The 25281-nt window shown below is 70.9% G+C and carries 16 protein-coding genes and 1 pseudogene; 8 read left to right on the top strand and 9 right to left on the bottom strand.

The genetic code is table 11. The features are described from left to right. Nucleotides 1-39: 39 nt before the first annotated feature. Complete coding sequence (locus tag ACFYWS_RS29395) at nt 40-2277, top strand: glycoside hydrolase family 3 N-terminal domain-containing protein (protein WP_389281411.1); 2238 nt, start codon at nt 40-42, stop codon at nt 2275-2277. Between the two features lie 43 nt (nt 2278-2320). Here ACFYWS_RS29395 and ACFYWS_RS29390 read toward each other — a convergent pair. After that, nucleotides 2321-2812 (bottom strand): annotated as a pseudogene (locus ACFYWS_RS29390) (C-terminal helicase domain-containing protein); the annotation flags it as partial. 182 nt (nt 2813-2994) lie between these two features. On the opposite strand from ACFYWS_RS29390, the gene ACFYWS_RS29385 reads away from it, so the two are divergent. After that, entirely contained in the window at nt 2995-5031 is a 2037-nt protein-coding gene (locus ACFYWS_RS29385) for a pectinesterase family protein (RefSeq protein ID WP_389281409.1), read from the top strand. 51 nt (nt 5032-5082) lie between these two features. Here the strand turns inward: ACFYWS_RS29385 and ACFYWS_RS29380 are convergent, their stop codons facing one another. Next, nucleotides 5083-6909, bottom strand: coding sequence for an AMP-dependent synthetase/ligase (locus tag ACFYWS_RS29380; RefSeq protein ID WP_389281577.1), 1827 nt, complete (start codon nt 6907-6909; stop codon nt 5083-5085). A 200-nt stretch (nt 6910-7109) separates the two neighbouring features. On the opposite strand from ACFYWS_RS29380, the gene ACFYWS_RS29375 reads away from it, so the two are divergent. Then, complete coding sequence (locus tag ACFYWS_RS29375) at nt 7110-7622, top strand: hypothetical protein (RefSeq protein WP_389281408.1); 513 nt, start codon at nt 7110-7112, stop codon at nt 7620-7622. Nucleotides 7623-7634: 12 nt separating this feature from the next. Here ACFYWS_RS29375 and ACFYWS_RS29370 read toward each other — a convergent pair whose 3' ends face one another. Beyond that, a complete protein-coding gene (locus ACFYWS_RS29370; RefSeq protein WP_389281406.1) occupies nt 7635-9101 on the bottom strand; it encodes an MFS transporter in 1467 nt (488 codons plus the stop codon). Nucleotides 9102-9204: 103 nt separating this feature from the next. Further along, nucleotides 9205-10392: an epoxide hydrolase gene (locus ACFYWS_RS29365; protein ID WP_389281405.1), complete on the bottom strand. Its 1188-nt coding sequence runs from the start codon at nt 10390-10392 to the stop codon at nt 9205-9207. An 82-nt stretch (nt 10393-10474) separates the two neighbouring features. On the opposite strand from ACFYWS_RS29365, the gene ACFYWS_RS29360 reads away from it, so the two are divergent. Then, the gene (locus ACFYWS_RS29360) at nt 10475-11041 is read left to right on the top strand and encodes a CGNR zinc finger domain-containing protein (protein WP_389281403.1); all 567 of its coding nucleotides are present in this window, start codon (nt 10475-10477) and stop codon (nt 11039-11041) included. 18 nt (nt 11042-11059) lie between these two features. Here ACFYWS_RS29360 and ACFYWS_RS29355 read toward each other — a convergent pair whose 3' ends face one another. Next, entirely contained in the window at nt 11060-12289 is a 1230-nt protein-coding gene (locus ACFYWS_RS29355; RefSeq protein WP_389281402.1) for a CynX/NimT family MFS transporter, read from the bottom strand. A gap of 149 nt (nt 12290-12438) precedes the next feature. Between ACFYWS_RS29355 and ACFYWS_RS29350 the strand changes: the two genes are divergently transcribed. The 3 genes from ACFYWS_RS29350 to ACFYWS_RS29340 all read left to right on the top strand — a co-directional run bounded on the left by ACFYWS_RS29350 (nt 12439) and on the right by ACFYWS_RS29340 (nt 17185). After that, a complete protein-coding gene (locus tag ACFYWS_RS29350; RefSeq protein WP_389281400.1) occupies nt 12439-13119 on the top strand; it encodes a FadR/GntR family transcriptional regulator in 681 nt (226 codons plus the stop codon). Between the two features lie 100 nt (nt 13120-13219). Further along, nucleotides 13220-14878, top strand: coding sequence for a cytochrome bc complex cytochrome b subunit (locus ACFYWS_RS29345; protein WP_389281398.1), 1659 nt, complete (start codon nt 13220-13222; stop codon nt 14876-14878). Nucleotides 14879-14995: 117 nt separating this feature from the next. Further along, nucleotides 14996-17185: a trehalase family glycosidase gene (locus ACFYWS_RS29340; RefSeq protein WP_389281396.1), complete on the top strand. Its 2190-nt coding sequence runs from the start codon at nt 14996-14998 to the stop codon at nt 17183-17185. Between the two features lie 10 nt (nt 17186-17195). On the opposite strand, the gene ACFYWS_RS29335 is transcribed toward ACFYWS_RS29340, so the two are convergent. From ACFYWS_RS29335 to ACFYWS_RS29325, 3 genes are all read right to left on the bottom strand, one after another. After that, nucleotides 17196-18332, bottom strand: a complete 1137-nt coding sequence (locus ACFYWS_RS29335) for a serine hydrolase domain-containing protein (protein WP_389281394.1) — start codon at nt 18330-18332, stop codon at nt 17196-17198. Nucleotides 18333-18407: 75 nt separating this feature from the next. After that, complete coding sequence (locus ACFYWS_RS29330; protein ID WP_389281393.1) at nt 18408-19796, bottom strand: hypothetical protein; 1389 nt, start codon at nt 19794-19796, stop codon at nt 18408-18410. Continuing rightward, entirely contained in the window at nt 19789-22677 is a 2889-nt protein-coding gene (locus ACFYWS_RS29325; protein ID WP_389281391.1) for a peroxidase family protein, read from the bottom strand. Before ACFYWS_RS29325 ends, ACFYWS_RS29330 begins: the two co-directional genes overlap by 8 nt. A gap of 289 nt (nt 22678-22966) precedes the next feature. Between ACFYWS_RS29325 and ACFYWS_RS29320 the strand changes: the two genes are divergently transcribed. Beyond that, a complete protein-coding gene (locus ACFYWS_RS29320) occupies nt 22967-24223 on the top strand; it encodes a lipase family protein (RefSeq protein WP_389281389.1) in 1257 nt (418 codons plus the stop codon). Between the two features lies 1 nt (nt 24224). Here ACFYWS_RS29320 and ACFYWS_RS29315 read toward each other — a convergent pair whose 3' ends face one another. Continuing rightward, on the bottom strand, nt 24225-25247 hold the full coding sequence (locus tag ACFYWS_RS29315; protein WP_389281387.1) for an aspartate/glutamate racemase family protein: 1023 nt from the start codon (nt 25245-25247) through the stop codon (nt 24225-24227). Between the last annotated feature and the right edge of the window lie 34 nt (nt 25248-25281).

The following is a 25281-nucleotide window of genomic DNA, read 5'->3' as shown; positions in this document are numbered from 1 at the left end:
CGCCAACGACCGTAACGCGTCCCGCACTTGAGGAGATCCATGGCTGAGGCCTGGCAGGACACCACCCTCCCCGCCCACGTCCGGGCGGCGGACCTGCTCGCCCGTATGACCGCCGAGGAGAAGACGGCGCAGTTGTCCAGCGTGTGGCTGGGCGCCTCCATCGGTTCCGAGTCCGAGGCCGCGGTGGCACCCGGACAACACACGTACGCCGCCGACAGCGCGGACCTCGACGCCCTCCTCCCGTACGGACTCGGGCACCTCACCCGCCCCTTCGGCACGGTCCCCGTCGACCCCACAGAAGGCGCCGCCCGCCTGGCCGCCCTGCAACGCCGTGTCCGCGCGGGCAACCGCTTCGGGCTGCCCGCGCTCGCCCACGAGGAGTGCCTGACCGGCTTCGTGGCCTGGCAGGCCACCGTCTTCCCGACCCCGCTCGCCTGGGGCGCCACCTTCGACCCCGCCCTGATCACCGACATGGCGCGGGCCATCGGCGCCTCCATGGGCGCGGTCGGCATCCACCAGGGCCTCGCCCCGGTCCTCGACGTCGTACGCGACCCGCGCTGGGGCCGCACCGAGGAGTCGATCGGCGAGGACCCCTACCTCGTCGGCACCATCGGCACCGCCTACGTACGCGGCCTCGAAGCCGCCGGGATCGTCGCCACGCTCAAGCACTTCGCCGGCTACTCGGCCTCGCGCGCCGCCCGCAACCACGCGCCCGCCCCGCTCGGCCCCCGCGAGCTGGCGGACGTGATCCTGCCGCCGTTCGAGATGGCGCTGCGCGAGGGCGGCGCCCGCTCCGTCATGGCCGCGTACAACGACATCGACGGCCTGCCCGCCCACGCGCACACCGGCCTGCTCACCGGGTTGTTGCGCGAGGAGTGGGGGTTCGGCGGCACGGTCGTCTCCGACTACTTCGGCATCGCGTTCCTTGAGTCCGCCCACCGGGTCGCCGCGTCCGACGCGGAAGCGGGCCGGACCGCGCTCGCGGCAGGCGTGGACATCGAACTCCCGGCCGCCCACTGCTTCGCGACGGGCGAAGGCCTCCCGCAGGAACTGCTCGACCGGGCGGCACTGCGCGTGCTCACGCAGAAGTGCGAACTGGGACTGCTCGACCCGGAGCGGGAGCCGGAGGGCGCGGGCGAGCCCGTCGACCTGAACCCGCCCCACATGCGGGAGTTGGCGGCCAAAGTCGCTGAGGAATCCGTGGTCCTCCTCGCCAACGACTCGGGCCTGCTGCCGCTCCCGGAGGCGGACGGACTACGCGTCGCCCTCGTCGGCCCCCTCGCCGACGAACAGGCCGCGATGCTCGGCTGCTACACCTTCCCGCGCCACGTCGGCGTCAACCACCCCGAACTGGCCACCGGCGTCGACATCCCGACCTTCGCCCAGGCGCTGCGCGCGGAACTGCCGGGCGCCGAGTTCGTGGACGATCCCGCGCGTGCCGACGTCTGTGTGGCCGCGGTGGGGGACCGCTCGGGCCTGTTCGGACGCGGCTCTTCGGGAGAGGGCTGCGACGCGGAAGACCTGGAACTTCCGTACGGGCAAGGTGAGTTGCTGGACGGGGTGCTCGCCTCCGGGGTTCCGACCGTCATCGTCGTCCTCAGCGGACGCCCCTACGCGCTCGGCCGCTGGGCGGACCGGGCGGCCGCCGTCGTCCAGGCATTCTTCCCCGGGCAGGAGGGCGGCGCGGCGGTCGCGGGTGTGCTGTCCGGCCGCGTCGAACCGTCCGGCCGCCTCCCCGTCGGAGTGCCACGCACCCCGGGCGGCCAGCCCGCCGCCTACCTCGCCCCGCCGCTCGGCCGGCACGGCGGGCCCAGCAATATCGACCCCACCGCGCTCTACCCGTTCGGCCACGGCCTCTCGTACACCACGTTCGCCTGGGAGACCCCGCGGTGCGAGGCCCCCGAATTCGGCACCGACGGCGAGGTGTCGCTGAAGCTCACCGTCCGCAACACCGGGCAGCGTCCGGGCACGGAGGTCGTCCAGCTCTACCTCCACGACCCGGTCGGCACCGTCGCCCGCCCCGAGGCCCGGCTCGTCGGCTACGCCCGCGTCCCCCTCGACCCCGGCGCCTCGGCCGAGGTCCACGCCACGTTCCCCGCCGACCTCGCCGCGTACACCGGAGCCGACGGCCGCCGCGTCGTCGAACCCGGCGCCCTCGAACTCCGCGTCGCCGCCTCCAGCGAACACGTCCACCACACGGTGCCGCTCACCCTGACGGGCCCGGTGCGGGAGGTGGGCCACGAGCGGCGGCTGCGCTGCGAGCTGCGGGTGAAGTGACAGCGTGAAGTGACAGCAGGGAGTGACGGTCGGGGAGTGACGGTCAGCCCTCGGCCGCCACGCCGAGGCGCGCCTGCTCCTCCTCGACGATCCGGCGCGCGATCTCCGCGTCGGACACGTCGACGGCGTCCGGCGCCGCCTCGGCCATCGAGCTGCGCCGGGCGTACGCGTCGAACAGCCGGGACTTGCCGGCGAGTATCTTCACCAGACGCTCGTCGACGTCGCCGGGGTCCAGCAGGCGGTGCACACGCACCGATCTGACCTGGCCCATGCGGTGCGCCCGCGCCACGGCCTGGTGCTCAAGGGTCGGCTTGATCTGCGGCTCGCACAGGATCACCACAGAGGCGGCCTGGATGTTGAGGCCGACGCCGCCTGCCTGTATCTGGGACACGAGGACGGCGGGCCCGGCCGTGTCCGCGAACTCATCGACGAGCAACTGCCTGCGCGCGGGCGGCACACTGCCGGTGAGCGGGCCGAACACCGGTCCGCCGACAGGGGGTTCGGTGTCGAGGGCGCCCTGGACCGCGCGGAGCACGTGACAGCGAGTCTGGCGGTCTCACGGCGTTGCGGCCCCGGGGCTCTGCCCCAGACCCCGCTGCTCAATCGCCGCAGGGGCTTGATACGACCCGGCAACCTTCCCCGCCGCCCGCGGCAACAAGACACCGGCACGTGCCACCCGGCACGGATTCCCCCACCACGTACGGAGTGCAAGAGCTGATGAGCGACACCCGTAGCAAGTCCCGGCACCGCAGACGCCGCACCGTCCTCCTCGCGGGCGCCCCGCTCGCCGTCGCCGCCGCGGCCGCCCTCGCCTACGGCGGCGGGTTCCTCGGCGCGGAGGGCGCGGACGCCGCGACGACCGCCGCAGCGTGGGCCGACGACACCGCCGACGGTTTCGCGTCCCTCGACGCGCAAGGGCAGGAGGGCACGTACGGCGGGCGCGACGGCGAGACCGTCACCGTGAAGACCCTGGCCGACCTGGAGAAGTACGCGACCGCGAGCAAGCCCTACGTCATCGTGGTCGCGGCCGAGATCAAAATGGACCCCGTCGGCAAGGAGATCAAGGTCGCCTCCGACAAGACCATCGTGGGCGCCGGCACCGCCGGGCACATCGTCGGCGGCGGCTTCTTCCTCGGGACCGGCGTGCACAACGTCATCATCCGCAACCTGACGATCCGCGACGCCTACCAGGGCGTCTGGAACGACAAGGACCACGACTTCGACGCGATCCAGATGGACGGCGCGCACCACGTGTGGATCGACCACAACGACCTGCGCAGGATGGCCGACGGACTGATCGACGTCCGCAAGGACTCGACGAACGTCACCGTCTCCTGGAACAAGCTCAGCAACGACAACAAGGCCTTCGGCATCGGCTGGACCGAGAACGTCGTCACGGACATCACCATCCACCACAACTGGATCCGCGAGACCGAACAGCGCAACCCGTCCACCGACAACGCCGCCCACGCGCACCTCTACAACAACTACCTCCAGGACGACCCGGACACCGACATCACGTCCTCGTACGGGAACTACTCGCGAGGCAGGACGAAGATGGTCCTGGAGAACAGCTACTTCCAGGGCATGAACAACCCCGTCACCAAGGACGACACCGCCACGCTCGTGCAGCGCGGCAGCGTCTTCTCCGGCACCACCGGGCGCAACGAGAGCGGCGGCAGCGCCTTCACGCCGTCGGACTTCTACGCCTACACGCTCGACAAGGCGGCGGACGTGCCGGGGCTGCTCAAGTCCGGTGCGGGGCCCAGGAGTTCCATAGGCGCCGGCACCGATGAGGTGAAGGCCGCCGCCGCGAGCACCCTGACGGTCGCCGCCGACGGCAGCGCGCAGTACAAGACCGTGCAGGCCGCCGTCGACGCCGTGCCCGCGAACAACACCGCGCGCGTGGACATCAAGGTCGCGCCCGGCACGTACCGCGGCACCGTGAACGTCCCGGCGAACAAGCCGCACGTGACGATCGCCGGCACCGGTTCGAGCCGCAAGTCCACCGTGCTCGTCGAGGGGCACGCCGCCGGGATGAAGAAGCCGGACGGATCGACGTACGGCACCTCGGGCAGCGCCACCGTCACCGTCCTCGCCGCCGACACCCAACTGCGCAACCTGAGCGTCAACAACGACTACGACGAGAGCAAGGACACCTCCATCGCCGCACAGGCGGTCGCGCTGCGCACCAGCGCCGACAAGGTGTTCCTCGACTCGGTCATCACGAGCGGCGACCAGGACACGCTGCTGCTCGACGGGGCGGGCAAGCGCGTCTACATGAAGAACTCGTACATCGTCGGCAACGTCGACTTCATCTTCGGCGGCGCCACCGCCGTGATCGACCAGTCCGTGATCACCCTGAAGAAGCGCTGGGACGGGACGTCGGCCGGTTACGTCATGGCGCCGAGCACCGCGGGCGGCAAGAAGGGACTGCTCGTCAACCGGACCACCATCACCGGCGATGTCTCCGCCGACAGCTTCCACCTCGGCCGCAACTGGCACGCGGGCGGCGACGTATCCCTCGACCCGCAGGCCACCGTCCGCGACTCCACGCTCGGCGCCGCGATCAAGGCGAAGCCGTGGACGGACATGGGCGGCTTCCCGTGGAAGGACGACCGGTTCGCCGAGTACAGGAACACCGGTGACGGGGCCGGTTCGGCGAGCGCCGACCGGCCGCAGCTGAGCGACGCGCAGGCCGCGCAGCAGGAGGTCGCGGACTGGCTGGGGGACTGGACGACCACGGCCTCCTGACGGTCTGACGGTCTGGCGGATGACGGGACTCCGCGTTGTGCGCGGCGCCGATCACCGCGTCGCGTACAACTCCTCGACGTCCTGCGCGTACGCCTCCATGACCGCGGCCCTGCGCACCTTCAGGGACGCGGTGAGCAGGCCCTGGGTGGCGCCGAACTCGTGCGGCAGGATGCGGAAGGCGCGGATCGACTCGGCCCGCGAGACCCGGGAGTTGGCACGTGACACCGCGCGTTGGATATGGCCGTGCAGCTGCTCGTCGAGGATCGCCTCCTCGGGGGCGCTGGGGGTGCGGCCCTTGAGCGCGTGCCAGCTCGCCAGGGCCTCCGGATCGAGGGTGATCAGGGCCGTGACGTAGGGGCGGTTGTCGCCGATCACCAGGCAGCCGGAGATCAGCGGGTGGGCGCGCAGCTCCTCCTCCAGGGTCTGCGGGGAGAGGCTCTTGCCGGCGCTGGTGATGATGATGTCCTTCTTGCGGCCCGTGATGACGACGTAGCCGTCGGCGTCGAGTTGGCCGAGGTCTCCGGTCGCGAACCAGCCTTCGCGCAGCGCGTTCTCGGTGGCCTTGCGGTTGTTGAGGTACCCCGCGAAGACGACGTCGCCCGCCACCCAGATCTCGCCGTCGTCCGCGATGTACACGGCGTTGCCCGGCAGCGGTTTGCCGACGGTGCCGTGCCGCACCGCGCCGAGCGGCTGCACGGTGACCGCGGCCGCCGTCTCGGTGAGGCCGTAGCCGTTGTACACGGTGATTCCGCAGCCCTGGTAGAACAGGCCGAGGTCACGGGAGAGCGGCGAGCCGCCCGACACCGCGTTGCGCACCCGGCCGCCGAGCACCGCCCGCACCTTCGCGTACACGAGGCGGTCGTACACCTTGTGCATGAGCCGCATGCGCGGTCCGGGACCGAGGCCCTCGCCCGCCGCGTGGCGCTGCACCGCCGCCGCGTACCGGATCGCGGTGCGCACGGCCCGCTCGAACAGGGCGGTGTGGCCGCCGTCCTGGGCGCTGACCCGCGCCTTGGCGAGGACGCGCTCGAAGATGTACGGGACCGCGTACATCAGCGTCGGCCGGAACGCGGCGAGCGCGGGGAGCAGCGCGCTGGGCGAGACGTCGGGCTGGTGGGCGATGTTGATGCCGCCGCGCACCGAACTGACCACCACCATCAGGCCGTAGCAGTGGGCGAGCGGCAAGAAGGCGAGCAGGGACTGCTGTTGGCCGGGCGGTGTGAGCACGGGGCCCCAGCCGACCAGGAGGTTGTCCGACTCGGAGGCCAGATTGCTGTGCGTGATGACACAGCCCTTGGGGCGGCCCGTCGTGCCGGACGTGTAGCAGATGACGGCGGTGTCCCGCGGGTCCACGGAGGCCCGCAGCTGGTGCACGTACTCGTCCCGCACCGACGCGCCCGCCTCGATCAGCCGCTCGATGCCTCCCGAGTCCAGCTCCCACAGGCGGGTCAGATCGGTGCGCGCGCCGTAGGCCGCGGCCACGGTCATCGCGTTGTGCTCGTTCTCGACGACGACACCCACGGCGTCCGTGTCGTGCAGGATCCACCGCACCTGCTCCACCGAGGACGTCGGATACACCGGCACCACCTCGGCGCCCACGGTCCACAGCGCGTACGCGATCAGCGTCCACTCGTAGCGGGTGCGCGACATCACGATCACCCGGTCACCCATGCCGACCCCGCCGGCGAGGAAGCCGCGGGCCACGGCCATCACCTCGTCACGGAACCGCGACGTGCTGACCTCCTGCGCAGGAAGGCCGTCCCGGAGCAGCGAGAACTGCGTGCGCCGCGGGCTCTCCAGCGCGGCGCTGAAGACGGAGTCGGCAAGTCCTCCCGACGCCAGTGGAGGTGCCAGGCGGGGTACCGCGAGTTGCCGCATGTGTCTGCTCATCGCTCCCTTTGGTAGGCAACCGAGTTGACGATTCAACCTGAATGCGTCGGAACGGCAAGCTACATCCAAGGGGGCCTTTTCGCCCTGGTGTTGCATAACGAATCGGCAGTCACCGGCGGTCGGCCGCGATCCCGCTTCCGATACGCTGCTCTTTTCCAATGGCATGTACACATAGAGGAGCGATCTCCGTGAAGCGGCGCCCGACCCTGGCCGGACTGACGATGCTGCTGGTGGTCGCGCTCGCGGCCTGCGGTGGTGGCACGGACACCGCGCCGTCGACACACGCGGGCGCGAAGGGCGGCGACAGCCGGTCCGTCGAGCAGCAGGACGACAAGGTGACCGGGGTGCGCGACGGGGTGCGGCACACGCTCCGCCGCACGACCCGCGCCACACGGCCGCACCTGGTGAAGAAGTGCGATACGGACACCCGCAAGGTCCGGCACACCAAGCGCAGCCACGGTCGTACGAAGACCTACTACACGACGAAGAAGGTCCGCGACTGTCACAAGGTGCGCAAGGGCACCGAGAAGTACACGCGGGTCCTGCGGGCCGAGCGCTGGTGCGTGCGCCTCGACGCCGTGGGTGGCAAGCGCGGCGCCAACGACCAGTGGTACCGGGTCAATTCCACGACCTACGGCAGGGTGCAGGGGGCCGAGGACCGGGCGAAGGTCACCATCGACCCGATCCGTCAGGGCTGCTGAGCCGGGCCCTGCTCACGTGGCGGCGACCTCCGGGATGCGCTCCTTCACCAGCGCGTAGAGGACGACCGCCACGGCCATCACCCCGGCCGCGGTGAACACACCGGCGGCCCAGCTGCCGGTCGCGTCGCGCAGCACACCGCTGACGACGGGGCTGGCCACCGCGCCGATCTCCGCGACCAGGTTGAACAGGCCGAACAGCGAACCGCGGTCCTTCTCCTCGGCCAGGTCGCCGAGCAGGCTGTGCACGATCGGCTGGAGCGCGTTGAAGAACAGGCCCGAGCAGAACAGGATCAGGCCGAGCAGCAGCAGCGACGGGTCGCCGCTGGCGACGCTGACGCCGAAGGCCACCGCGAGCACCGTGTGCACCGCCGCGCAGATCACGGCGAGGGGCTTGCGGCCCTTGCCCGCGCGCACCCGCCGGTCCGCGATCCAGCCGCCGACCGGGAAGCCGATGATGCCCGCGCCCGCGTTGAACGCCGCGGTGAGGGCCGCCGCGCCCAGGCTGCTGTGCGCGGCCTCCGCGACGATCTGCACCGACCAGAACGAGAAGAACCACAGGTTCCACATCACGGCGATGAAGCCGATGTAGATCAACCACACGTTCCGGTTGAGGAGTTGGGTGCCGCGGCCGGTCCGGACGATGCCGCGGATCACGATCGTCACCATGATGAGGAACAGCACCCCGGAGCCGACCGCCGTCAGCCAGTCCGGCCAGCGGAACTCGTCGGCGAGCAGGAACAGGCCGAGGATCGCGACCGCCGCGGGGATCGAGTAGCCGATGAGCCGCAGCGCGGGCGGGCCGAGCCGCAGCGGCCTGTCGCCGCGCCCCCGGAAGAACGCCCACGTCGCCGCGGCCACCAGCAGTGACACCACCCCGAACACGTACAGCGGCATGCTCCACGCCCGGCCGCCCATGCCCACCGCGGCGCCCCAGCCGATGAGGTGCGGGGTGGCGACGATGCCGACGGTCAGGCCGATGGACAGGCCGGACAGGACGACGCCGAGGCCGATGGTGCGGCGGGCCGCGGGCGTGTGGCTGATGACCAGGACACGGTCGTTGGAGTAGAAGACACCCTCGCCGAGCCCCGTGAGCACGCGCGCCACGACGAAGCCGATGAGCCCGCCGGTCAGGCCGGACACGAGCGTGAGCAGGCCCGCCCACAGCAGGGAGACGACGAGCATCTCGCGGTGGCCGTAGCGGTCGCCGAGCCGGCCGCCCGCGTACTGCGTGAGCATGTAGCCGGTGAAGAACATCGAGCCGATGAGCCCGCCGAGTGTCGCCGGGTTCGAGGCGTCACCGATGAAGCCCGCCTTGTTCTCGATCATCCAGGCGACGACAGGACCGGTGACGGTGCGGTCCGCGTAACTGATCAGCCAGCCGGCGAGCAGGAAGCCCCACAGGTGGGTGTGGTGTCCCGAGAAGAGCGGGCGGCTCTGGGCATCGGTGGCGGTACGTGGTGGAGCGGCGGATTCGGACACGGGTCCCCCTGGACAGTGGGCAGCGGGAAAGCGCTTGCCAAGATCGCAGAGGCATGACGGCAGGTCAACGGGTCAACGGCACCCAGTTGCGTTGCGGTTGTGTTCACCGCCGAGCGGCCAGCACGGCCGCGAGACCCTCTCGCAGGTCCTCGACGAAGGACTCGGGAACCTCAAGGGCCGGGAAATGTCCTCCCTTTTCCGGCTCGCTCCACCGGACGATCCGCCGGTACCGCTCCTGCGCCCACGGGCGCGGGCACTTCTCGACGTCCCGGGGATACGCGGTGATGGCCGACGGGACATCGACCCGGAGTTCGGGGTCCAGCGCGTTGTGGCTCTCGTAGTAGATGCGGGCGGCCGATGCGCCGGTCCGCGTCAGCCAGTAGAGGGTGACGTCGTCGAGAATTCTGTCCATGGGAATCGTCTCGAACGGGCTGTCATCGGTGTCCGTCCATTCGGCGAATTTGTCGAGGATCCAGGCGAGAAGACCGACCGGTGAATCGACGAGCGAATAGCCGATGGTCTGCGGCCGGGTCGCCTGCTGCTTCGCGTACGCCGCGCGGTGGCGGGTCGCCGTACCCATCCAGAAGTCGTGGGATTCCTCGGCCCATTCGCGCTCGACGGCCGTCAGCCCGTCCGTGGTCAGTCCGGGCGGCCCCTCCGCGAACGTGGTGTGGATGCCGAGCACGTGCGCCGGGAACCTGCCGCCGAGCACCGTGGTGATGTTGCCGCCCCAGTCGCCGCCATGGGCCAGGAACGTGCCGTAGCCGAGCCTTCCCATCAGCTCCACCCAGGCGGCCGCGATCTTCTCGGTTCCCCATCCGGTGGTGGCCGGCTTGTCGCTGTAACCGAAGCCCGGCAGCGACGGGGCCACGACGTGGAACGCCGGTGCGTCCGCGTCCTTCGGGTCCGCCAACTCGTCCACGACGTCGGTGAACCGGGCGACGCTGTCCGGCCAGCCGTGCGTCAGGAGCAGAGGCGTGGCGTCCGTGCGCGCGGACCGGCGGTGCAGGAAGTGGATGCCCAGACCGTCGATGGTCGTACGGAACTGGCCGATCCGGTTCAGGCGGTCCTCGAAGGCCCGCCAGTCGTACCCGGTGCGCCAGTGGTTCACGACCTCGACGAGGTCGGCGAGGGGGACGCCCTGTTCCCACCGGCGTGGGCCGGGAGCGGCGCCATGGACCGTCTCGGCCTCCGGCAGCCGCGCCGCGGCCAGTCGCGCGCGCAGATCGTCGAGCTCGGCGTCGGTCGCGTGGGCTTCAAATGCTTGCACGTCACCGCTGGGACGGGGCATGAGACCTCCTGGCCATCGTGGAACCGGCTAAGACGGTTCTAGCAGCTCTGCGATCCGGACGGCAACCGCCTAAGGTGGTTCCATGCGCGCTCGATTCCCTGAATTCCGCCTCGGCAAGGTGCTGGCGACCAGCTTCACGGCGACCCTGACGGAGCGTCAGGGTGAGCCCGTGGAGCGCATTCCCGCGCCGCACCGGCTCGTCGACTGGCTGGCGGTGTACGGCCTCGCCGTGGACTCCTGTACCCCTGCTCAGCTCGATCTCGCCCGGGAGCTGAGGGAGTCGATCCACGCCGCGGCGACGGCGGCCGCCACCCAGGACGCTCTCCCCGTCTCCGCCGTGCAGGTCATCAACGACCGCAGCGCCCAGGGCCGGGCCGCCGCCGTCCTGACGCCCGAGGGGGAGCGGCGATGGCGGCTCGGCTCGGTTTCCCGCGTGGAGGACGCCCTCAGCGTGATCGCCGCCGACGCGATCGGCATTATCGCGGGCGAGCGGGACGGAAAACTGGCCCTGTGCGCGTCCCCCACCTGCCGGGCCGCCTTCTTCGACACCAGCCAGAGCCGCACCCGCAGATGGTGCGACATGAACACGTGCGGGAATCGCCAGAAGAAGGCGCGCTTCCAGGCCAACCGGCGTGAAACTCCGGGGTGACGTCGGCCCGCCGGGACGTCACGCCTCCAGCTGCCGGGCCCGCCCGGCGCCCACGCCCGCGAGCCCCATCGGCACGCACAGCACCGCGAGCATCACCAGCGGCACCGTCCAGCCGCCCGTCGCGTCGTGCAGCGCGCCGAGCAGGAACGGGCCCGCGGCGGCGAGCAGATAGCCCACGCTCTGCGCCATGCCGGACATCTCCGCGGCGCGCGCCGCGTCGGGGGAGCGCAGCACGATCACGGCGAGCGCCGTGCTGATCAGCAGGCCGCAGCCGAAGCCCTGCATCAGCATCCACGCGTACGCCCCGCTCACCGGCGCCACCAGCAGGCCGAGCACGGAACCGAGGACGAGCACCGAACCTGCGAGGGAGAGGGCGACCTGGTTCGCCGACCTTCCGACGAGCGCCGTGAAGGCGAGCGAACCCGCGATGCCCGCGAGGCTCATCACGGACAGCATCCACCCCGCCTGCGCACCGTCCATGCCCTGGCTGGTGAGCATCGCCGGGATCCACGCGGCACACGCGTAGTACTGCAAGGACTGAAGCCCCATGAGGAACGTGATCTTCCAGGCGAGCGGTGAACGGCGCAGCGGCGTACGGGAGTCGGAGGCGCCGGGAGCCGTCGACGGCGGCGCGTCCGAGCGGCGCAGCTGCGGGACCCACAGGGCGAGCGCGAGCGCGGAGAGCACCGCCCAGACGCCGATCGCGCCGCGCCAGCCGAGCCCGAGCGCGTCCCCGAGCGGCACGGTCACGCCGGCCGCGAGCGCGGCGCCGCAGAACAGGGCCACCGAGTACAGGCCCATCATCAGCCCGGTGCGGCGCTCGAAATTGCGCTTGATGACACTCGGCACGAGGACGTTCGAGAGGGATATCGCCGCGCCGATGAGGACGGTCCCCGCGAACAGCGCGGGCAGGCCGGGCGCGAGCCGGAGCGCGATGCCCGCCGTCAGCAGCGCCATCATCGCGCCGAGCGCCCGTGTCATGCCGATGCGCCGCGACAGCTTCGCCGCGAACGGGGCGAGGAGGCCGAAACAGAGGATCGGCAACGTGGTGAGCAGCCCCGCGAGCGAGCCGCTGAGCCCCGTGGAACGGCGGATCGTGTCGAGCTCCGGCGAGACGGAGACGACGCCGGGCCGCAGGTTCATGGCGATCAGGAGGATCCCGGCGGCGAGGAGGGGGCCGGCGGCTCGGGCCGCGGCGGCAGGGTTCGCGGATGCGGTGGAGGCGGTTGTGGGGGCGTTGTGCGGCATACGAGCCAACGTAACATCCCATGTTTCCGTTCATCCGACCGGAAGAGTGTGGGTATAATCGCGCAAATTAGCTCAATGCGGACTGGTCCGCAGCCGCATACATGGGATATTTTTGCCCGCGTACCCCGAGCGACGAGAAAGGCCACACCGTGCCCGCACCCACCCTGGTCCAACGCACCATCGGCCGGATCGAGCGGAGCATCGAAAGCGGCGAGTGGGCCGTCGGTGACCGGATCCCGGCCGAGGGGCAGCTCGTGGAGGACCTCGGCGTGGGCCGCAACACCGTGCGGGAGGCCGTCCGCGCCCTGTGTCACACCGGCCTCCTGGAGGCCCGCCGCGGCGACGGCACGTACGTGCGCGCCGCGAGCGACCTCAACGCCGCACTCCAACGCCGCCTGCGCCGCGCCGAGTTGAAGCACATCCTCCAGATCCGCCTCGCCATCGAACGGGAGGCCGCGCCCGCCGCCGCGGCGCACCGCGGGGAGACCGACCTCGCCCGCATCCTGTCCGCGCTGCTCGCCCGGCACCGCGCGGAGGAGAGCGGGGACCCGGCCGCGTACGTCGAGAAGGACGTGGAGTTCCACCGGGCCGTCGTCGCCGCGAGCGGCAATCCGCTGATGACCGAGCTGTACGAGAGCATCGTCGAATCGGTGCGCGACAGCATCGCCTCGCTGCGCCCGAGCTGGACGCCGGAGCTGCCCGGCGCGAGCTCCCACGACGACCTGGCCGACGCGATCGCGCGCAGCGACCCGCAGGCGGCGGCCGAGGCGGCCTGGGCGCATACGCGGACCGTGGAGGCGGCGATGGAACGCATGACGGACGATCAATAACCCTTTGCACACGGTCAATTGACAGCGCTTCGCCCCCTGTCGGTGCCACCGCCACGCGCTCTACCCTGACGAGAGCCTCAACGGCCTTGAGGGGAGTCGCATGAGCGGTGACAGCGAGCGCGCCTGGAGCGACGGGCGCCGTCCCGACCCCCCGGGGTCCGGTGAACGCCTCGCGGACTGGGCGGACGGCCGGCTCGGGATCTACCAACTCGCCAAGTCCCAGATGCGCAAGGTCTTTCCGGACCACTGGTCCTTCATGCTCGGCGAGATCTGCCTCTACAGCTTCATCATCCTCATCCTCACCGGCGTCTATCTGACCCTCTTCTTCGACCCCAGCACCCAGGAAGTCGTCTACGACGGCGCGTACGTGCCGCTCAAGGGCATCAGGATGACCCAGGCGTACGAGTCGACGTTGCGCATCAGCTTCGAAGTGCGCGGCGGACTGCTGATCCGCCAGATCCACCACTGGGCCGCGCTCGTCTTCGTCGCCGGCATGACGGTGCACATGATGCGCGTCTTCTTCACCGGTGCCTTCCGCAAGCCGCGCGAGCTCAACTGGGTGTTCGGCTGGACGCTGTTGTTCCTCGGCATCATCACCGGCCTGACCGGCTACTCGCTCCCCGACGACCTGCTCTCCGGCACCGGCCTGAAGTTCGCGCAGGGCGCGGTGCTCGCGGTGCCGATCGTGGGCACGTACCTGGCGATGTTCCTGTTCGGCGGCGAGTTCCCCGGCGAGGACTTCATCGCCCGGCTCTATCCGATCCACATCCTGCTGCTGCCGGGCATCATGCTGGGCCTGGTGGCGCTCCATCTGATCCTGGTCTTCTACCACAAGCACACCCAGTTCGCGGGCCCGGGACGCAACGAGAAGAAGGTCGTCGGAGCGCCCTTCTTCCCCATCTACGTGGCGAAGGCCGGCGGCTTCTTCTTCCTCGTCTTCGGTGTGCTCGCGATCCTCGGCGCGGTGGCGACCATCAACCCGGTGTGGGCCTTCGGTCCCTACAGAACGGACCTCGTCACGACGGGCGCGCAACCCGACTGGTACCTCGGCTTCTCCGAGGGGCTGATCCGCGTGATGCCCGCGTGGGAGATCAACGCCTGGGGCCACACACTGCAACTGGGCGTCTTCATCCCGTTCACGCTGTTCCCGCTGATCCTGTCCTTCATGGCGGTGTACCCGTTCCTGGAGTCGTGGATCACGGGCGACAAGCGCGAGCACCACACGGCGGACCGCCCGCGCAACAAGCCGGCCAGGACCGGCATCGGCGTGGCCTGGCTGGCGCTGTACGCGGTGCTGCTGATCGGCGGCGGCAATGACATCGTCGCGACGCAACTGCACCTGTCGATCAACGCGATCACCTGGTTCGTGCGCGTCAGCGTCTTCGTGGCGCCCGTCCTCGCGTACGTCGTCACCCGGCGGATCTGTCTGGGGCTCCAGCGCCGCGACCGTGAGAAGGCGCTGCACGGCCGCGAGTCCGGGCAGATCAGGCGGCTGCCGCACGGTGAGTTCATCGAGGTCCACGAGCCGCTCACGCGCGCCGAGTTGTACACCCTCAACCAGCACGAGCAGCCCAAGGCCTACGAGTTGGGGCCGCGGGTCGACGAGAACGGGGTGGAGCGGAAGTTCACCGTCCGGCAGCGGATGCGGGCACGGCTCGCCAAGGCGATGTTCGGCCCTGGCACGTACGTGCCGAAGGCGACGCCCGACGAGTACCAGGCGCTGCACTCGGGGTGGCACGAGTCGGAGCGGGTGGACTGAGCGGTCGAGTGTTGATTACTTGTGCTTGAAACTCCTTGCGCGCGTGCAGAATTGCGCACAGAGTCAGGGGTGAAGATCCCGCCCGCACAGGTTCATGTCAACAGGAGGTCCCGCCTCGTGACCGCCCGCCGGCCCGCACGCCGACCCACCCGCACAGCCCTCGCCGCCCTCCTTCTCCTGGGCGGCGCCGGCCTCGCCGCCCCGCCCGTCTCGGCCGCGCCGCGCTCCGCCCCGGACTACGCGGACGTCCTCGACCTGCACGGCACCCCGAAGACCGCGCTGCCGGGTGACGACGAGGACAACAACCCCATCAGCACCTTCTCGGACCGCGGCGCCTGGCACTCCTACGCCCTGCCGGAGGCCGGGGACCGCGCCGCGTACGGCGGGTTCAGCGGGCCGCTGTACATCGCGCAGGAGTACCCGTGGTGGCTCAGCAAGTCGTTCAGCCGGATGCGGCTCACCGAGGGCGGCCGCACCCTCGATCTCGCCGCCGGGAGCACGCCCCGCTTCACCTCGCGCCCGGGGCGTCTGCTCCAGTCGTACGACCTCGGGCGCGGGCTCAGCCTCACCCTTGAACTGCGGTTCGCCACCGACCGGACGGCCCTGGTGCGCGCGGAGGTGCGCAACACCGGCCCGGCCGCCCGCACCCTCGGCGCCGGCTGGAGCGGCAGTCTGCTGCGGCCGAAGAAGGCGCCCATGCGCGACTCACCCTCCCTGAAGTCGACCGCGGACGGCGTCGGCGTCGACTTCGCCAAGGTGCGCGAGAAGTGGGACTACCTCACCGACGGCACCGAACGCTTCGAGGTCACGCACAAGGACCCCGTGCGCACGACCGTCGACGGTGACGGCTACCGGACCGAAGCCGCCTCCCCGGTCACCCTCGCCCCCGGCGCCGCGCACCACTTCGACTGGACCGAGTCCTACACGTTCACCGCCGCCGAGCGCACCCGCGAGGCCCGGCGGGCGCGCGCCGTGCTGGCCGCCCCGCAGGCGTACGCCACCGCCGGTGACGCTCGATGGCGCGGCTACGTCGCCGGGGTCACGCGCGGCGTGCCCGCCGAGCGGCGCCGCACCGCCGTGAAGTCCCTGGAGACGCTCGTCACCAACTGGCGTTCCGCCGCAGGGCAGTTGAAGCACGGCGGCGTGACACCCTCCATCTCGTACAAGTGGTTCACCGGCGGGCTGTGGGCCTGGGACAGCTGGAAGCAGGCCGTCGGCACCGCCCGCTTCGCCCCCGCGCTCGCCGAGTCGCAGATCCGGGCCATGTTCGACTGGCAGATCACCGCTGAGTCGAAGACCCGCCCGCAGGACGCCGGGATGGTCCCCGACGCCGTCTTCTACAACGACCCCTCGCGCGGCGGCGGCAACTGGAACGAGCGCAACTCCAAGCCCCCGATGGCCAGTTGGTCCGTGTGGGAGGTGTACCGCAAGAGCGGTGACCGGTCCTTCCTGCGGGAGATGTACCCGAAGCTCGCCGCCTACCAGGCCTGGTGGTACCGCAACCGGGACCACGACCACGACGGCCTCGCCGAGTACGGCGCCACCGTCGACCCCGCCAACGACTCGACCGAGGAACGCCGCCTCGCCGCCGCCTGGGAGAGCGGCCTGGACAACGCGCCGCGCTTCGACGCCAAGCTCGGCACCTCCGTCGTCGCCAACCGCGCCGCCGACGGCACGCTCCTCGGCTACTCGCTCGACCAGGAGTCCGTCGACCTCAACGCCTATCTCGCCCAGGACCAGGGCTACTTGGCGCGCATCGCCGACGCGATCGGCCGCCCCGGTGAGGCCGCCAAGTGGCGCGAGAAGTCCGAGGCCACGAACACCGCCGTACGCTCCACGATGTACGACCAGGGCGACGGCTGGTTCCACGACATCACCCTGAAGGACGGCGCTCCGCTCACCGACCGCGGCCGCGGCATCGAGGGCGCCGTCCCGCTGTGGACCGGCGCGGCCACCAAGGAGCAGGCCGCGCGCGTACGCCAACGCCTCACGGATCCCGGGGAGTTCGCCACCCACGTGCCGTTCCCGACCGTGTCGAAGGCGTCCCCGTACTTCGACTCGACGGCCTACTGGCGTGGACCCGTCTGGTTCGACCACGCCTACGTCGCGCTGAGCGGACTGCGCCGCTACGGCTACACCAAGGACGCGGACGAGCTCACCGGCAAGCTCCTCGCGGGCGCCAAGGGGCTCACCGGCGACCGCCCGATCCAGGAGAACTACGACCCGCTCACCGGTGACCCGCTCAACTCACCGAACTTCAGCTGGTCGGCCTCGCTGCTGCTGCCGATCCTGTCCGCGGAGCAATAGCGAGGGGCGCTCACGACGCCGCGTACGTCCAGAAGTCCCGCATGATCTGCGGCGGTGTCGGCCCGCCCAGCCCGAGCTGCGTCATCAGCACCGACACCGTCCCGGTCGCCGGGGTGAGGTGGGCGGACGTCCCCGTGCCGCCCACCCAGCCGTAGCGGCCCGGCACGTTGTACGGGTGGGTGCGGGTGACGTCGACGGAGCCGCCGAAGCCCCAGCCCTCCCCCTCCGTGAACAGGCCGCTCGCGGCGCGCTGTTCGGCGGTCAGGTGGTCCGTGGTCATCAGCCGCACCGAGTCCGCGGAGAGCACGGAACCGCCGCCATCGAGCAGCATCCGTGCGAACGCGTACCAGTCGTCCACCGTGGAGACGAGTCCGCCCGCGCCGGAGGGGAAAGCGGGCAGACCGCTCCACTGGCCGTCCGGGCTGTCGACGAGCTCGGCGCCGCCGTCGGGCGTGGGCACGTAACAGCTGGTGAAGCGCTCGCGCTTGGCGGCGGGGACCTCGAAGGCGGTGTCCACCATGCCGAGCGGCTCGAAGATCCGCTCCGCCAGGAAGTCCGGCAGCGAGTGGCTCGTCATCCGCGAGATGAGCACGCCCTGGATGTCCGAGCACGCGTTGTAGAGCCAGAACTCGCCGGGCTGGTGCAGCAGCGGCACCCCGGCGAGCGAGGCCAGCCAGGTGTCCGGCTCGGGCACCCGCTGCGGGTGGTGCGGGTCCATCAGCGCGAACAGCGGCTGCACGGCCGGGAGTGAGAAGTCCGAGGGGAACCCCCAGCCCGCCCGGAAGGTCAGCAGGTCCTCCACCGTGACCGGGCGGGCCGCGGGGATCACGTCCTCGATCGGGCCCGCCGGATCGCGCACCACGTTCGGCGCGGCGAGCTCGGGAAGCCAGTGCGAGATCGGCGAGTCCAGGGCGATGCGGCCCTCCTCGACGAGCGTCATGAGGGCCGCCGCCACGATCGGCTTGGTGATCGACGCGATCCGGAAGATCGAGTCGCGGGCCATCGGCGCGGTGCCCTCGGTGTCGGTGTGGCCGACGGCCGCCACCTCGACCCGGTCGCCGCGGGCCACGAGCCCCACGGCTCCCGGCACGGGCCCCTTCGATACGTGTGGTGTCAGGACGTCGGTCAGGCCGGTGCTCTCGGTCATCGGGCGGTCCTCCCATGCCTACGGGTGCGGTGGCGTGTCCGCGTGAGCGTACAGAGGGAGACCGCCCGGACCGGCTCAACTCATCGGCTCCCCGTCCCACAGCGTGTCGTGCGCGCGGTGCGCGTCGGTGAGCCCGTTCGTGAAGAAGCGCTCGTAGTACTCGCCCTCCACGTGGTGCGCCTGCAGCCAGACCCCCGGAACATGGATGGCGTCCGTGTGCGCGGGGAAGCGGCGGTGCGTGGCCAGGATGTACGTACAGATGTCGCGGGCGCACTCGATGACGCGCTCGTCGTACTCGCTGGCCTCGGCGAGATAGCGCTGGCCGTAGTCCTCCTTGTAGATGCGGGCGAAGACGTCCTTGTCGCCGTACGTGCCGCCGGTGCCGAACTTGGCGTCGGTGATCGCGTCGACCGCGTCCGACATCGAGGCGTGCGCGGGCGGGCACGCCGCGGCGATCAGGGGTTCGCCGGTCGCCGGGTCGGCGAGTCCCACCGGGTGCGAGCGCAGGTTGGCGTACTTGGGCAGCGGGACGTGCCAGCGCCACAGGTCGGCGAGGCGCCAGCGCGGCGTGACGAACGTGAAACCGAGCATCCTCCCGTACGTCTTCGTGAACTTGGGGTCGCCGAGGGCGATCGCCGGGTTGATCGTCGCGTGGATCCAGGCACCGAGGCCCATCGCCTCCGCCGTCAGCATCACCGTCTGAAGGAGGAGATCCGCCTCGATCTGGGTGCGCATCGGGCCGAGCGCGCCCAGCGGCAGCTTCAGGTCCTTGTTGAGGAACCCGTTGTCGATCCACTTCTTGACGCCCGCCGCCCGGTACAGATTGCGGTCGTCGACGAGCGTCGGGCGTGCCCCGTCCGGCTGTGTGAGCAGATACATCAGGGCGTTGATGTACTGGTGCGAGAGGTCGACGACCGGGAACAGGACGGTCGTCCCCGGCAGGTTCGACAGGAAGCGGTTCGAGTCCAGATACGCCGGGAAGTCGCGCAGCCCCTCGGCGACGTCCAGGCGGTGGTCGAGGACCTTCACCTTCGACTGCCGGGCCCGCTCGACGAGGGCCTGCGCGGTGAACGGCTCGTGCGGCGCGGGCGGCAGCTTGCGCAGGAAGTACGTACCGCTGTCGTTGATCAGGAAGAAGTGCGTGCCCTGCGCGTTGTCGGGGCTGCCGGCCGTGCGGCCCGTCATCGTCAGGTTCGGCTTGGACATGATGGGCTTGCCGTCGCGCGGGTCCTCGAAGGGACGGTCCGGCATCGTCAGACCCGTCGAGCCAGTGACGGCGATCAGCAGCGCCTCCTCCAGCTCGCTCAGCGGCTGCGGCTCGTGCTTCGAGCTGTAGCTCATGGATCCGGCCGGCACCGAGGCGCCGCGGGAGACCCGGTGGGTGCGGCGGCGCCAGATCGTCTTCAGGAGCGGGCGCGCGAGCAGGTCGTCGAGACCCTGGTGACCCGAGGACGTGTCAGCCATGCTCGCCACCGTTCTCCGCCGGATGCACGGGACGCCACGGCGCGAACGCGCTCGCGTCGCGCGGCAGCAGGCTCGCGAGGTCCGGGCAGTGCCGCAGGATCACGGACTTCATGCCGCCCTTCTCCACCCAGTCCATGCCGAGCGGCGTGTAGACCTCCGGGCGGTAGTCGACGGTGAGGAAGCGGTCGCTCTGGAGCCGCCGCGTCGCCATCAGGATGAAGATGCGGAACGCGGTGTCGGAGAAGCCGAAGCCGGTGGGCGGGTTCTCCGCGAACAGGCCGACGACCGTGTCGATCTCGTCGACGTCCCGGTACACCTCCTTGAGGCGCGCGAGGGCCTCCGGCTCCTGCGTGAGGTCCTCGAAGCGCCGGATGCGCTCCTTGTGCAGGCCCGCACGGAAGTCGTTGTAGCGGGGCACGCCGCGCCTGCGGGTGCGTACCAGGTCGACGACCGACAGGTCGATGATCTCGCCCTCGCGCTGGAAGTGGGTGAGGGACTTCGGGTAGTTGTTCAGCGTGATCGCGCCGGGATGCGCGATGCCGAACGAGTAGAGGGTGTCCGCAAGGCCCGTCTTGCGGATCTGGCTCTCGGCGGCCGCGCCCTGGATGTCGTTGAAGCCGAGCGTTTCGAGGCGCTGCCCGAAACGGTGCTCGCGCAGCTCGTAGTCGTCGGGGATCAGCGGGTGCATGCGGTAGACCGTGACGAAGTCCTCGGTCAGCGAGTACGGCGCTCCGTGGTGGTCCGGCATCGTCTTCGGGATGCCGGTCAGGGAGTGCGACTCCAGCAGCCACAGACCGAGCTGGTTCAGCCAATTCCTGGGCGCGCCCTCCCAGTTGGTCCGCAGGCCGATGTCGATGGCTTTCGTCGCGAGGATCGCCGGCGTCCACTCCACCGTATGGATCTTCGCGATCAGCGCGGAGACCACGAGCCGTGCCGTGTGGTAGATCCGCTCCTCGCTCATCGACGGGTACTCGGCGCGCAGCGCGTCGCACACCGCGTTGTGCTCACGCGCGAACAGCGTGTGCATCGAGCTGAGACCCATCCACCAGTTGTCCTTGAACCCGGTGATCGGGATGCCGGTCCGGTCGATCGGGATGTGCCCGCCGTCCAGCAACAGGCGTGCCCCGCCCTCGGGTTCGCGCAGCTGCTTCGCCGTGCTCTCGTCGCCGCCGTACACCTCGGAGCCGTCCCACCAGTGCGAGGCGGTGTTCCCGAAGAGGATCGGCGGCGTGTCGCCGGGCAGCTCGATGCCCTCGTTCTCGGCGAACCGCATCACGTTCTCCTGGGGCCCGCCAGGCGTGTTGACCCACGTCCCGCCGCCCGGCGGCAGCGGTACCTCGACCGCCTTGTCGCCCGCCTTGTAGCGACGGTGGTTGACCCAGTCGTGCACCTGGAACTGGATCCAGGCCGCCGCCAGGACGTTCAGCGAGGTCGCCGGGACGAAGCTCTCGCGCGCCAGCAGGCTGCGGCTGACCGTCACCGGATTCGGGGTGTCGAAGAGGTCGGGACGGAACACGGGCTTGAGGTTGCGGCCGAACGCGGCGCCCACCGCGCCCATCTTCGGCTCCGACAGATCGTTGTACGTGCCGTCGTAGGAGCGCTCCGTACGCAGCCGCTCGTCGACCGGGACCGGCACCGGCTCCGCCTTCGGCGGCGCCTCCTGCACATCGGTGTCGATCAGGTTCAGCCTGCGCAGCACCTTCCGCAGGAACACCAGGTTGAGCAGGCTCAGATCCACCGGCAGCCGGTGCCACGGCACATACCGGTTCAGGACGCGGAAGACGAGGCCGACGGGCGCGCCGAGGATCCGGTTCCTGAGCGGCTCTTGCGGCGTGAAGCGGGTGCCGTGCCGCTGCGCGCTGCTCGCGTGGTACGCGGCCTTGCGGGCCCGGTTGAGGTTGCCCAGCGGGCGGAACTCATCGGTGGTGTACCAGGGGTTGAACGAGAGCTCCTCGATCCGCCGCGCCGCCGAGTGGGCCTCGGCCGTCGTGATGTCCTGGCCCGGTACGGTCAGCCGGGCCACGGGGATCGGTGGCGTGATCGCCTCCTTCCACTCCACGGCGGCGTCCTCGACGGGGGTGCGCCGCTCGTCGACGTAACGCTGAACGCACAGGTCGAAGGCCACGTCGCCGCGCGAGAGGCGGCGCGCGAGCTCCCGGTGCAGGAAGTTCGGGTCGCGGCGGTCGGGACGCGGCTCGGGGCCGCCGCCCACGGCGGGCCGCAGCAGGAAGCGGACCGGCCCCGCCTCGCTCCACTGCATCGCGCCGCGGCTCCAATAGGTCTCGCGCGCAAGGCTGTTGACGGTGTGTCGGGTGGCGGCCTGGACGTTGCGGCGCATCCGGTTCGCGGTGCCGAGGCCGACGGCGATCGGCAGCTTCACGAACAGACCGAACGCCTTCTGGAGCGGATTACGGGCACCCGCCATCGCCTTGGCGAACGCCACGAACTCCCGTGCGTCGCGGGCGTGCGACACCGGGAAACCCGTCGCCAGCAGGTCGTGGCTCTGCTCGGCGGACACCTTCACGCGCACGGCGATCCCGTGCAGGTCGGGCGCCCCGTCGGGGCCGCGGATGCCGCTCGCGTTGGAGAGCCGCACGGTCACCGGATACTCGGCGCCGGGCTGCGCGAAGCCGCCGCGCAGCGCGTCCGGAAGGTCGTCGTTGAACCGCAGGCGGGCGTTCTCCACGCCGAGCGCGGCCTTCGCGTGGAAGGCGCGCTCGAAGCCCTGGGCGCCACTGGCCCGCCGGTTCGCGACCTGAACTTTCATGATCTCTCGGGCCAGGCGTTCGAACACGAGGCGCTCGGCCTCGGGACTGCCGCCCTCGTACCGCTCGTACTGCGAGGCCCGTTCCTGAGGTGCCTGACGTTCGTTCTCGGCCATCGGTTGCCGTCCCTGTCGAAGGTACGCGGAGGGGGAGGGGCAGCAACCGTATTTGCGCCGCCGGATCTGCCGCAGCGCCCGTTCCCGCCATGTGCGTGAGCGCGAACGCCCGTACGCTTCAGGGGGTTTGCCCCTGTCAGCGCGCACGGCGCGACGGACGGGCCCACACCTCGCGCAGCCCAGCCCCCTCACGCCCCACCCGCAGGCCCCGTGGATGGCCGGTCAGCGACGCCTTGACGCCGCCGTGCGGCGGTGGTGTGCTGCACAGCCCGCCGCCACGGGAGGTGCCATGCGGGACACGATCGTGCACGGACCGGCCTTCGCCGACCTGCGCCCCCTCAAGGAGGCCACGTTCGTCGAGCCGGGCAGGACCACCTTCCCCGTCCACCCCGAACTGCCGCGTGTGCTCCGGGAGGACAAGGAGCACCCGGATCCGGCGGGCGTGCTTCCGCACACGATGGCGACCCTGGCCGCGTACGCGTACGCCGGTTACGAACAAGGCAGTGACGCGCAGACCGTCGCGATGATGGCGACACGCCTCGGCCTGGAACGCAACCGGTGCCGCGTCTTCGAACAGCGGGTGGACGCGCTCTACATCGCGTCCGCCGCCTACCTGATCCAGGACGAGGACCGCCGCACCGCGATCCTCTGCTACCGGGGCACACAGCCCGAGGACATCATCAGCATCCTCACCGACGCCGATGTCCGCCCCGAGACCCTCGCCGTCGACCTGGACGGCGCCGAGTACGCGGTGCACGCCGGCTTCTACCGCAACATGCGCGCCACCCGCTACCTCGTCATCCAGGCCCTGGAACGCGCCATACGCGGCGAGTCCATCGACCCAGAGGAGAAGGGCGCCCGCGGCCCCGGCCTCGAAGCGCTCTACATCACGGGACACAGCCTGGGCGCGGCGATGGCGGCCCTGATGGCGGTCACCCTCGTCCACGAGCCCCGCTACGCGCACATCGCCCGCCGGCTGCGCGCCGTCTACACCTTCGGGCAGCCCATGCTCGGCGGCCCCGACCTGGCGCGCGCCTGCGCGGACACCGTCGACAGCAACGGCACGCACCTGCTGCGCGACCGCCTCCTGCGCTACATCTACGACCGCGACGTGGTGCCCGCGCTGCCGCCGCGCCCCGTCGGCCCCTACGCCCCGTTCGGCCGCGAGTTCCACTTCCGCAAGCCGCGCCGGGCCGTGGACGCGGTGTTCACGGCGGCGGCCGACGCGGCGGCGGAGGCGGCCGCTTTCCCCGGCGACCTCCTCAGCGGCTCGAACCCGCTGCACCGGCTGCGCCGCATGACCGCGATCCCGCGCCGCGCCCGCGAGGAGGGCTGGATCGAGCGGGTGGAACCCACCCTGCCCTACCCCCAGATGGACAGCCTCGCCGGCCTCGCGGTCGTGGCCCCCCTCGCCTTCTTCGCGGCCCGCCTCGCGCTGACGCGGACGCTCCCGTTCAAGTACTCCTTCGACGACCACGGGCCTGCGCACTACGTCAACGCGCTTGCTCCGGAAGGGGTGTTGAGCGAGTACGGGGATGTGCGGTAGCTCAGGACGCGGGGAGTCGGGCGACGATGTCGCTGGTGGCGACCGCGAGCGCCTGCTGGTCGGCGTCCGTCCAGTCGCGCTCGCGGGTGCTGTGCACGGAGAGCCAGCCGGTGAGCGCGGCGCCGGCCCGCACGGGCGACTGCATCTCGGCGCGCGCGCCGGGGCCCGGCGCCTCGCCCGCGGTGAGGTCGATGTGCAGTCCCTGCGCGGGCAGGTCGACGCGGAGGGCCGTACGGTCCGAGCCGGTCGCCGCGAGCAGCGTGTGAAGCACCGACCGGATGGCGGCGCGCATGCTGCCGTCGCGAAGGAGCTGCCCGTGACCGGTCCACGACGGGTGCGCCCCGGCCAGGTCGAGCGCCCGCCACAGCGTGGCGCTCACCGAGTCGAACACCGGGAGATCCAGGGCCCGTTCCAGCCGCTCGGCCTCGAAGGCGCCGTACACGTTCGTGCACACCACGGCCACGGCCTGCGCCCCGTCGGTGGCCGCGGCCTCGATCTGGCGGGCCACGTCGGCGGGCGGGATCCGGGCGAAGGCCTCGTTGTCGTGCTCGCCGAAGGGCTCCGCGAGCACGCACTCCAGGCCCTCCTTCGCGTACGTCGACACGATCAGATCGGCGACGTCGCGGGTGTAGGGCAGAGCCAGTCCGAGCCGGGTCACCCCGTACGCGGCGCAGGCGTCGAGCAGGGCGAGCGTGGACGTGGTCGCCGGGATACCGGTCTCCGCGGTGAGCGCCTCGGCCAGGGTGCGGTCCCGCTCGATGCCCAGCCAGGACCCCGACGTCCCGTTCCATACGAGGACGTCGACCTTGGCGTCGGCGAGCTGCCGGGCCGCCGCGAGCATCGGCTCAGGGGCGAACTGGGCATCGCTGCACGTGTCGAGCGCGATCCGGGTGACCGGCACCCGCGCGAAGTGCGCGGTGGCGAGCCCCGGGGCACCCTGGAGCAGCCCGTACGTCACCGGTTCGAGGCAGGTGTTGGAGGACGGCGTGAGCATTCCCACGCGCAGCGGAGTGTGATCGCTCATCCGGCGACGGGCCCCCTTGAGTAGGCGATTGGGC

It is taken from the genome of Streptomyces sp. NPDC002795 (genome assembly GCF_042888725.1).
Lineage (GTDB): Bacteria > Actinomycetota > Actinomycetes > Streptomycetales > Streptomycetaceae > Streptomyces.
Note: the sequence above shows the minus strand (reverse complement) of the source record. Positions and strands in the feature narration are given on the sequence as shown.

Excerpts from the sequence above, each read along its gene's own strand:
- ACFYWS_RS29395 (WP_389281411.1), top strand. The coding sequence starts at position 40 with ATGGCTGAGGCCTGGCAGGACACCACCCTCCCCGCCCACGTCCGGGCG.
- ACFYWS_RS29355 (WP_389281402.1), bottom strand. The coding sequence starts at position 12,289 with ATGCCGCACAACGCCCCCACAACCGCCTCCACCGCATCCGCGAACCCT.
- ACFYWS_RS29335 (WP_389281394.1), bottom strand. The coding sequence starts at position 18,332 with ATGACCGAGAGCACCGGCCTGACCGACGTCCTGACACCACACGTATCG.
- ACFYWS_RS29325 (WP_389281391.1), bottom strand. The coding sequence starts at position 22,677 with ATGGCCGAGAACGAACGTCAGGCACCTCAGGAACGGGCCTCGCAGTAC.
- ACFYWS_RS29385 (WP_389281409.1), top strand. The coding sequence starts at position 2,995 with ATGAGCGACACCCGTAGCAAGTCCCGGCACCGCAGACGCCGCACCGTC.
- ACFYWS_RS29365 (WP_389281405.1), bottom strand. The coding sequence starts at position 10,392 with ATGCCCCGTCCCAGCGGTGACGTGCAAGCATTTGAAGCCCACGCGACC.
- ACFYWS_RS29315 (WP_389281387.1), bottom strand. The coding sequence starts at position 25,247 with ATGAGCGATCACACTCCGCTGCGCGTGGGAATGCTCACGCCGTCCTCC.
- ACFYWS_RS29330 (WP_389281393.1), bottom strand. The coding sequence starts at position 19,796 with ATGGCTGACACGTCCTCGGGTCACCAGGGTCTCGACGACCTGCTCGCG.
- ACFYWS_RS29345 (WP_389281398.1), top strand. The coding sequence starts at position 13,220 with ATGAGCGGTGACAGCGAGCGCGCCTGGAGCGACGGGCGCCGTCCCGAC.
- ACFYWS_RS29380 (WP_389281577.1), bottom strand. The coding sequence starts at position 6,909 with ATGCGGCAACTCGCGGTACCCCGCCTGGCACCTCCACTGGCGTCGGGA.
- ACFYWS_RS29360 (WP_389281403.1), top strand. The coding sequence starts at position 10,475 with ATGCGCGCTCGATTCCCTGAATTCCGCCTCGGCAAGGTGCTGGCGACC.
- ACFYWS_RS29320 (WP_389281389.1), top strand. The coding sequence starts at position 22,967 with ATGCGGGACACGATCGTGCACGGACCGGCCTTCGCCGACCTGCGCCCC.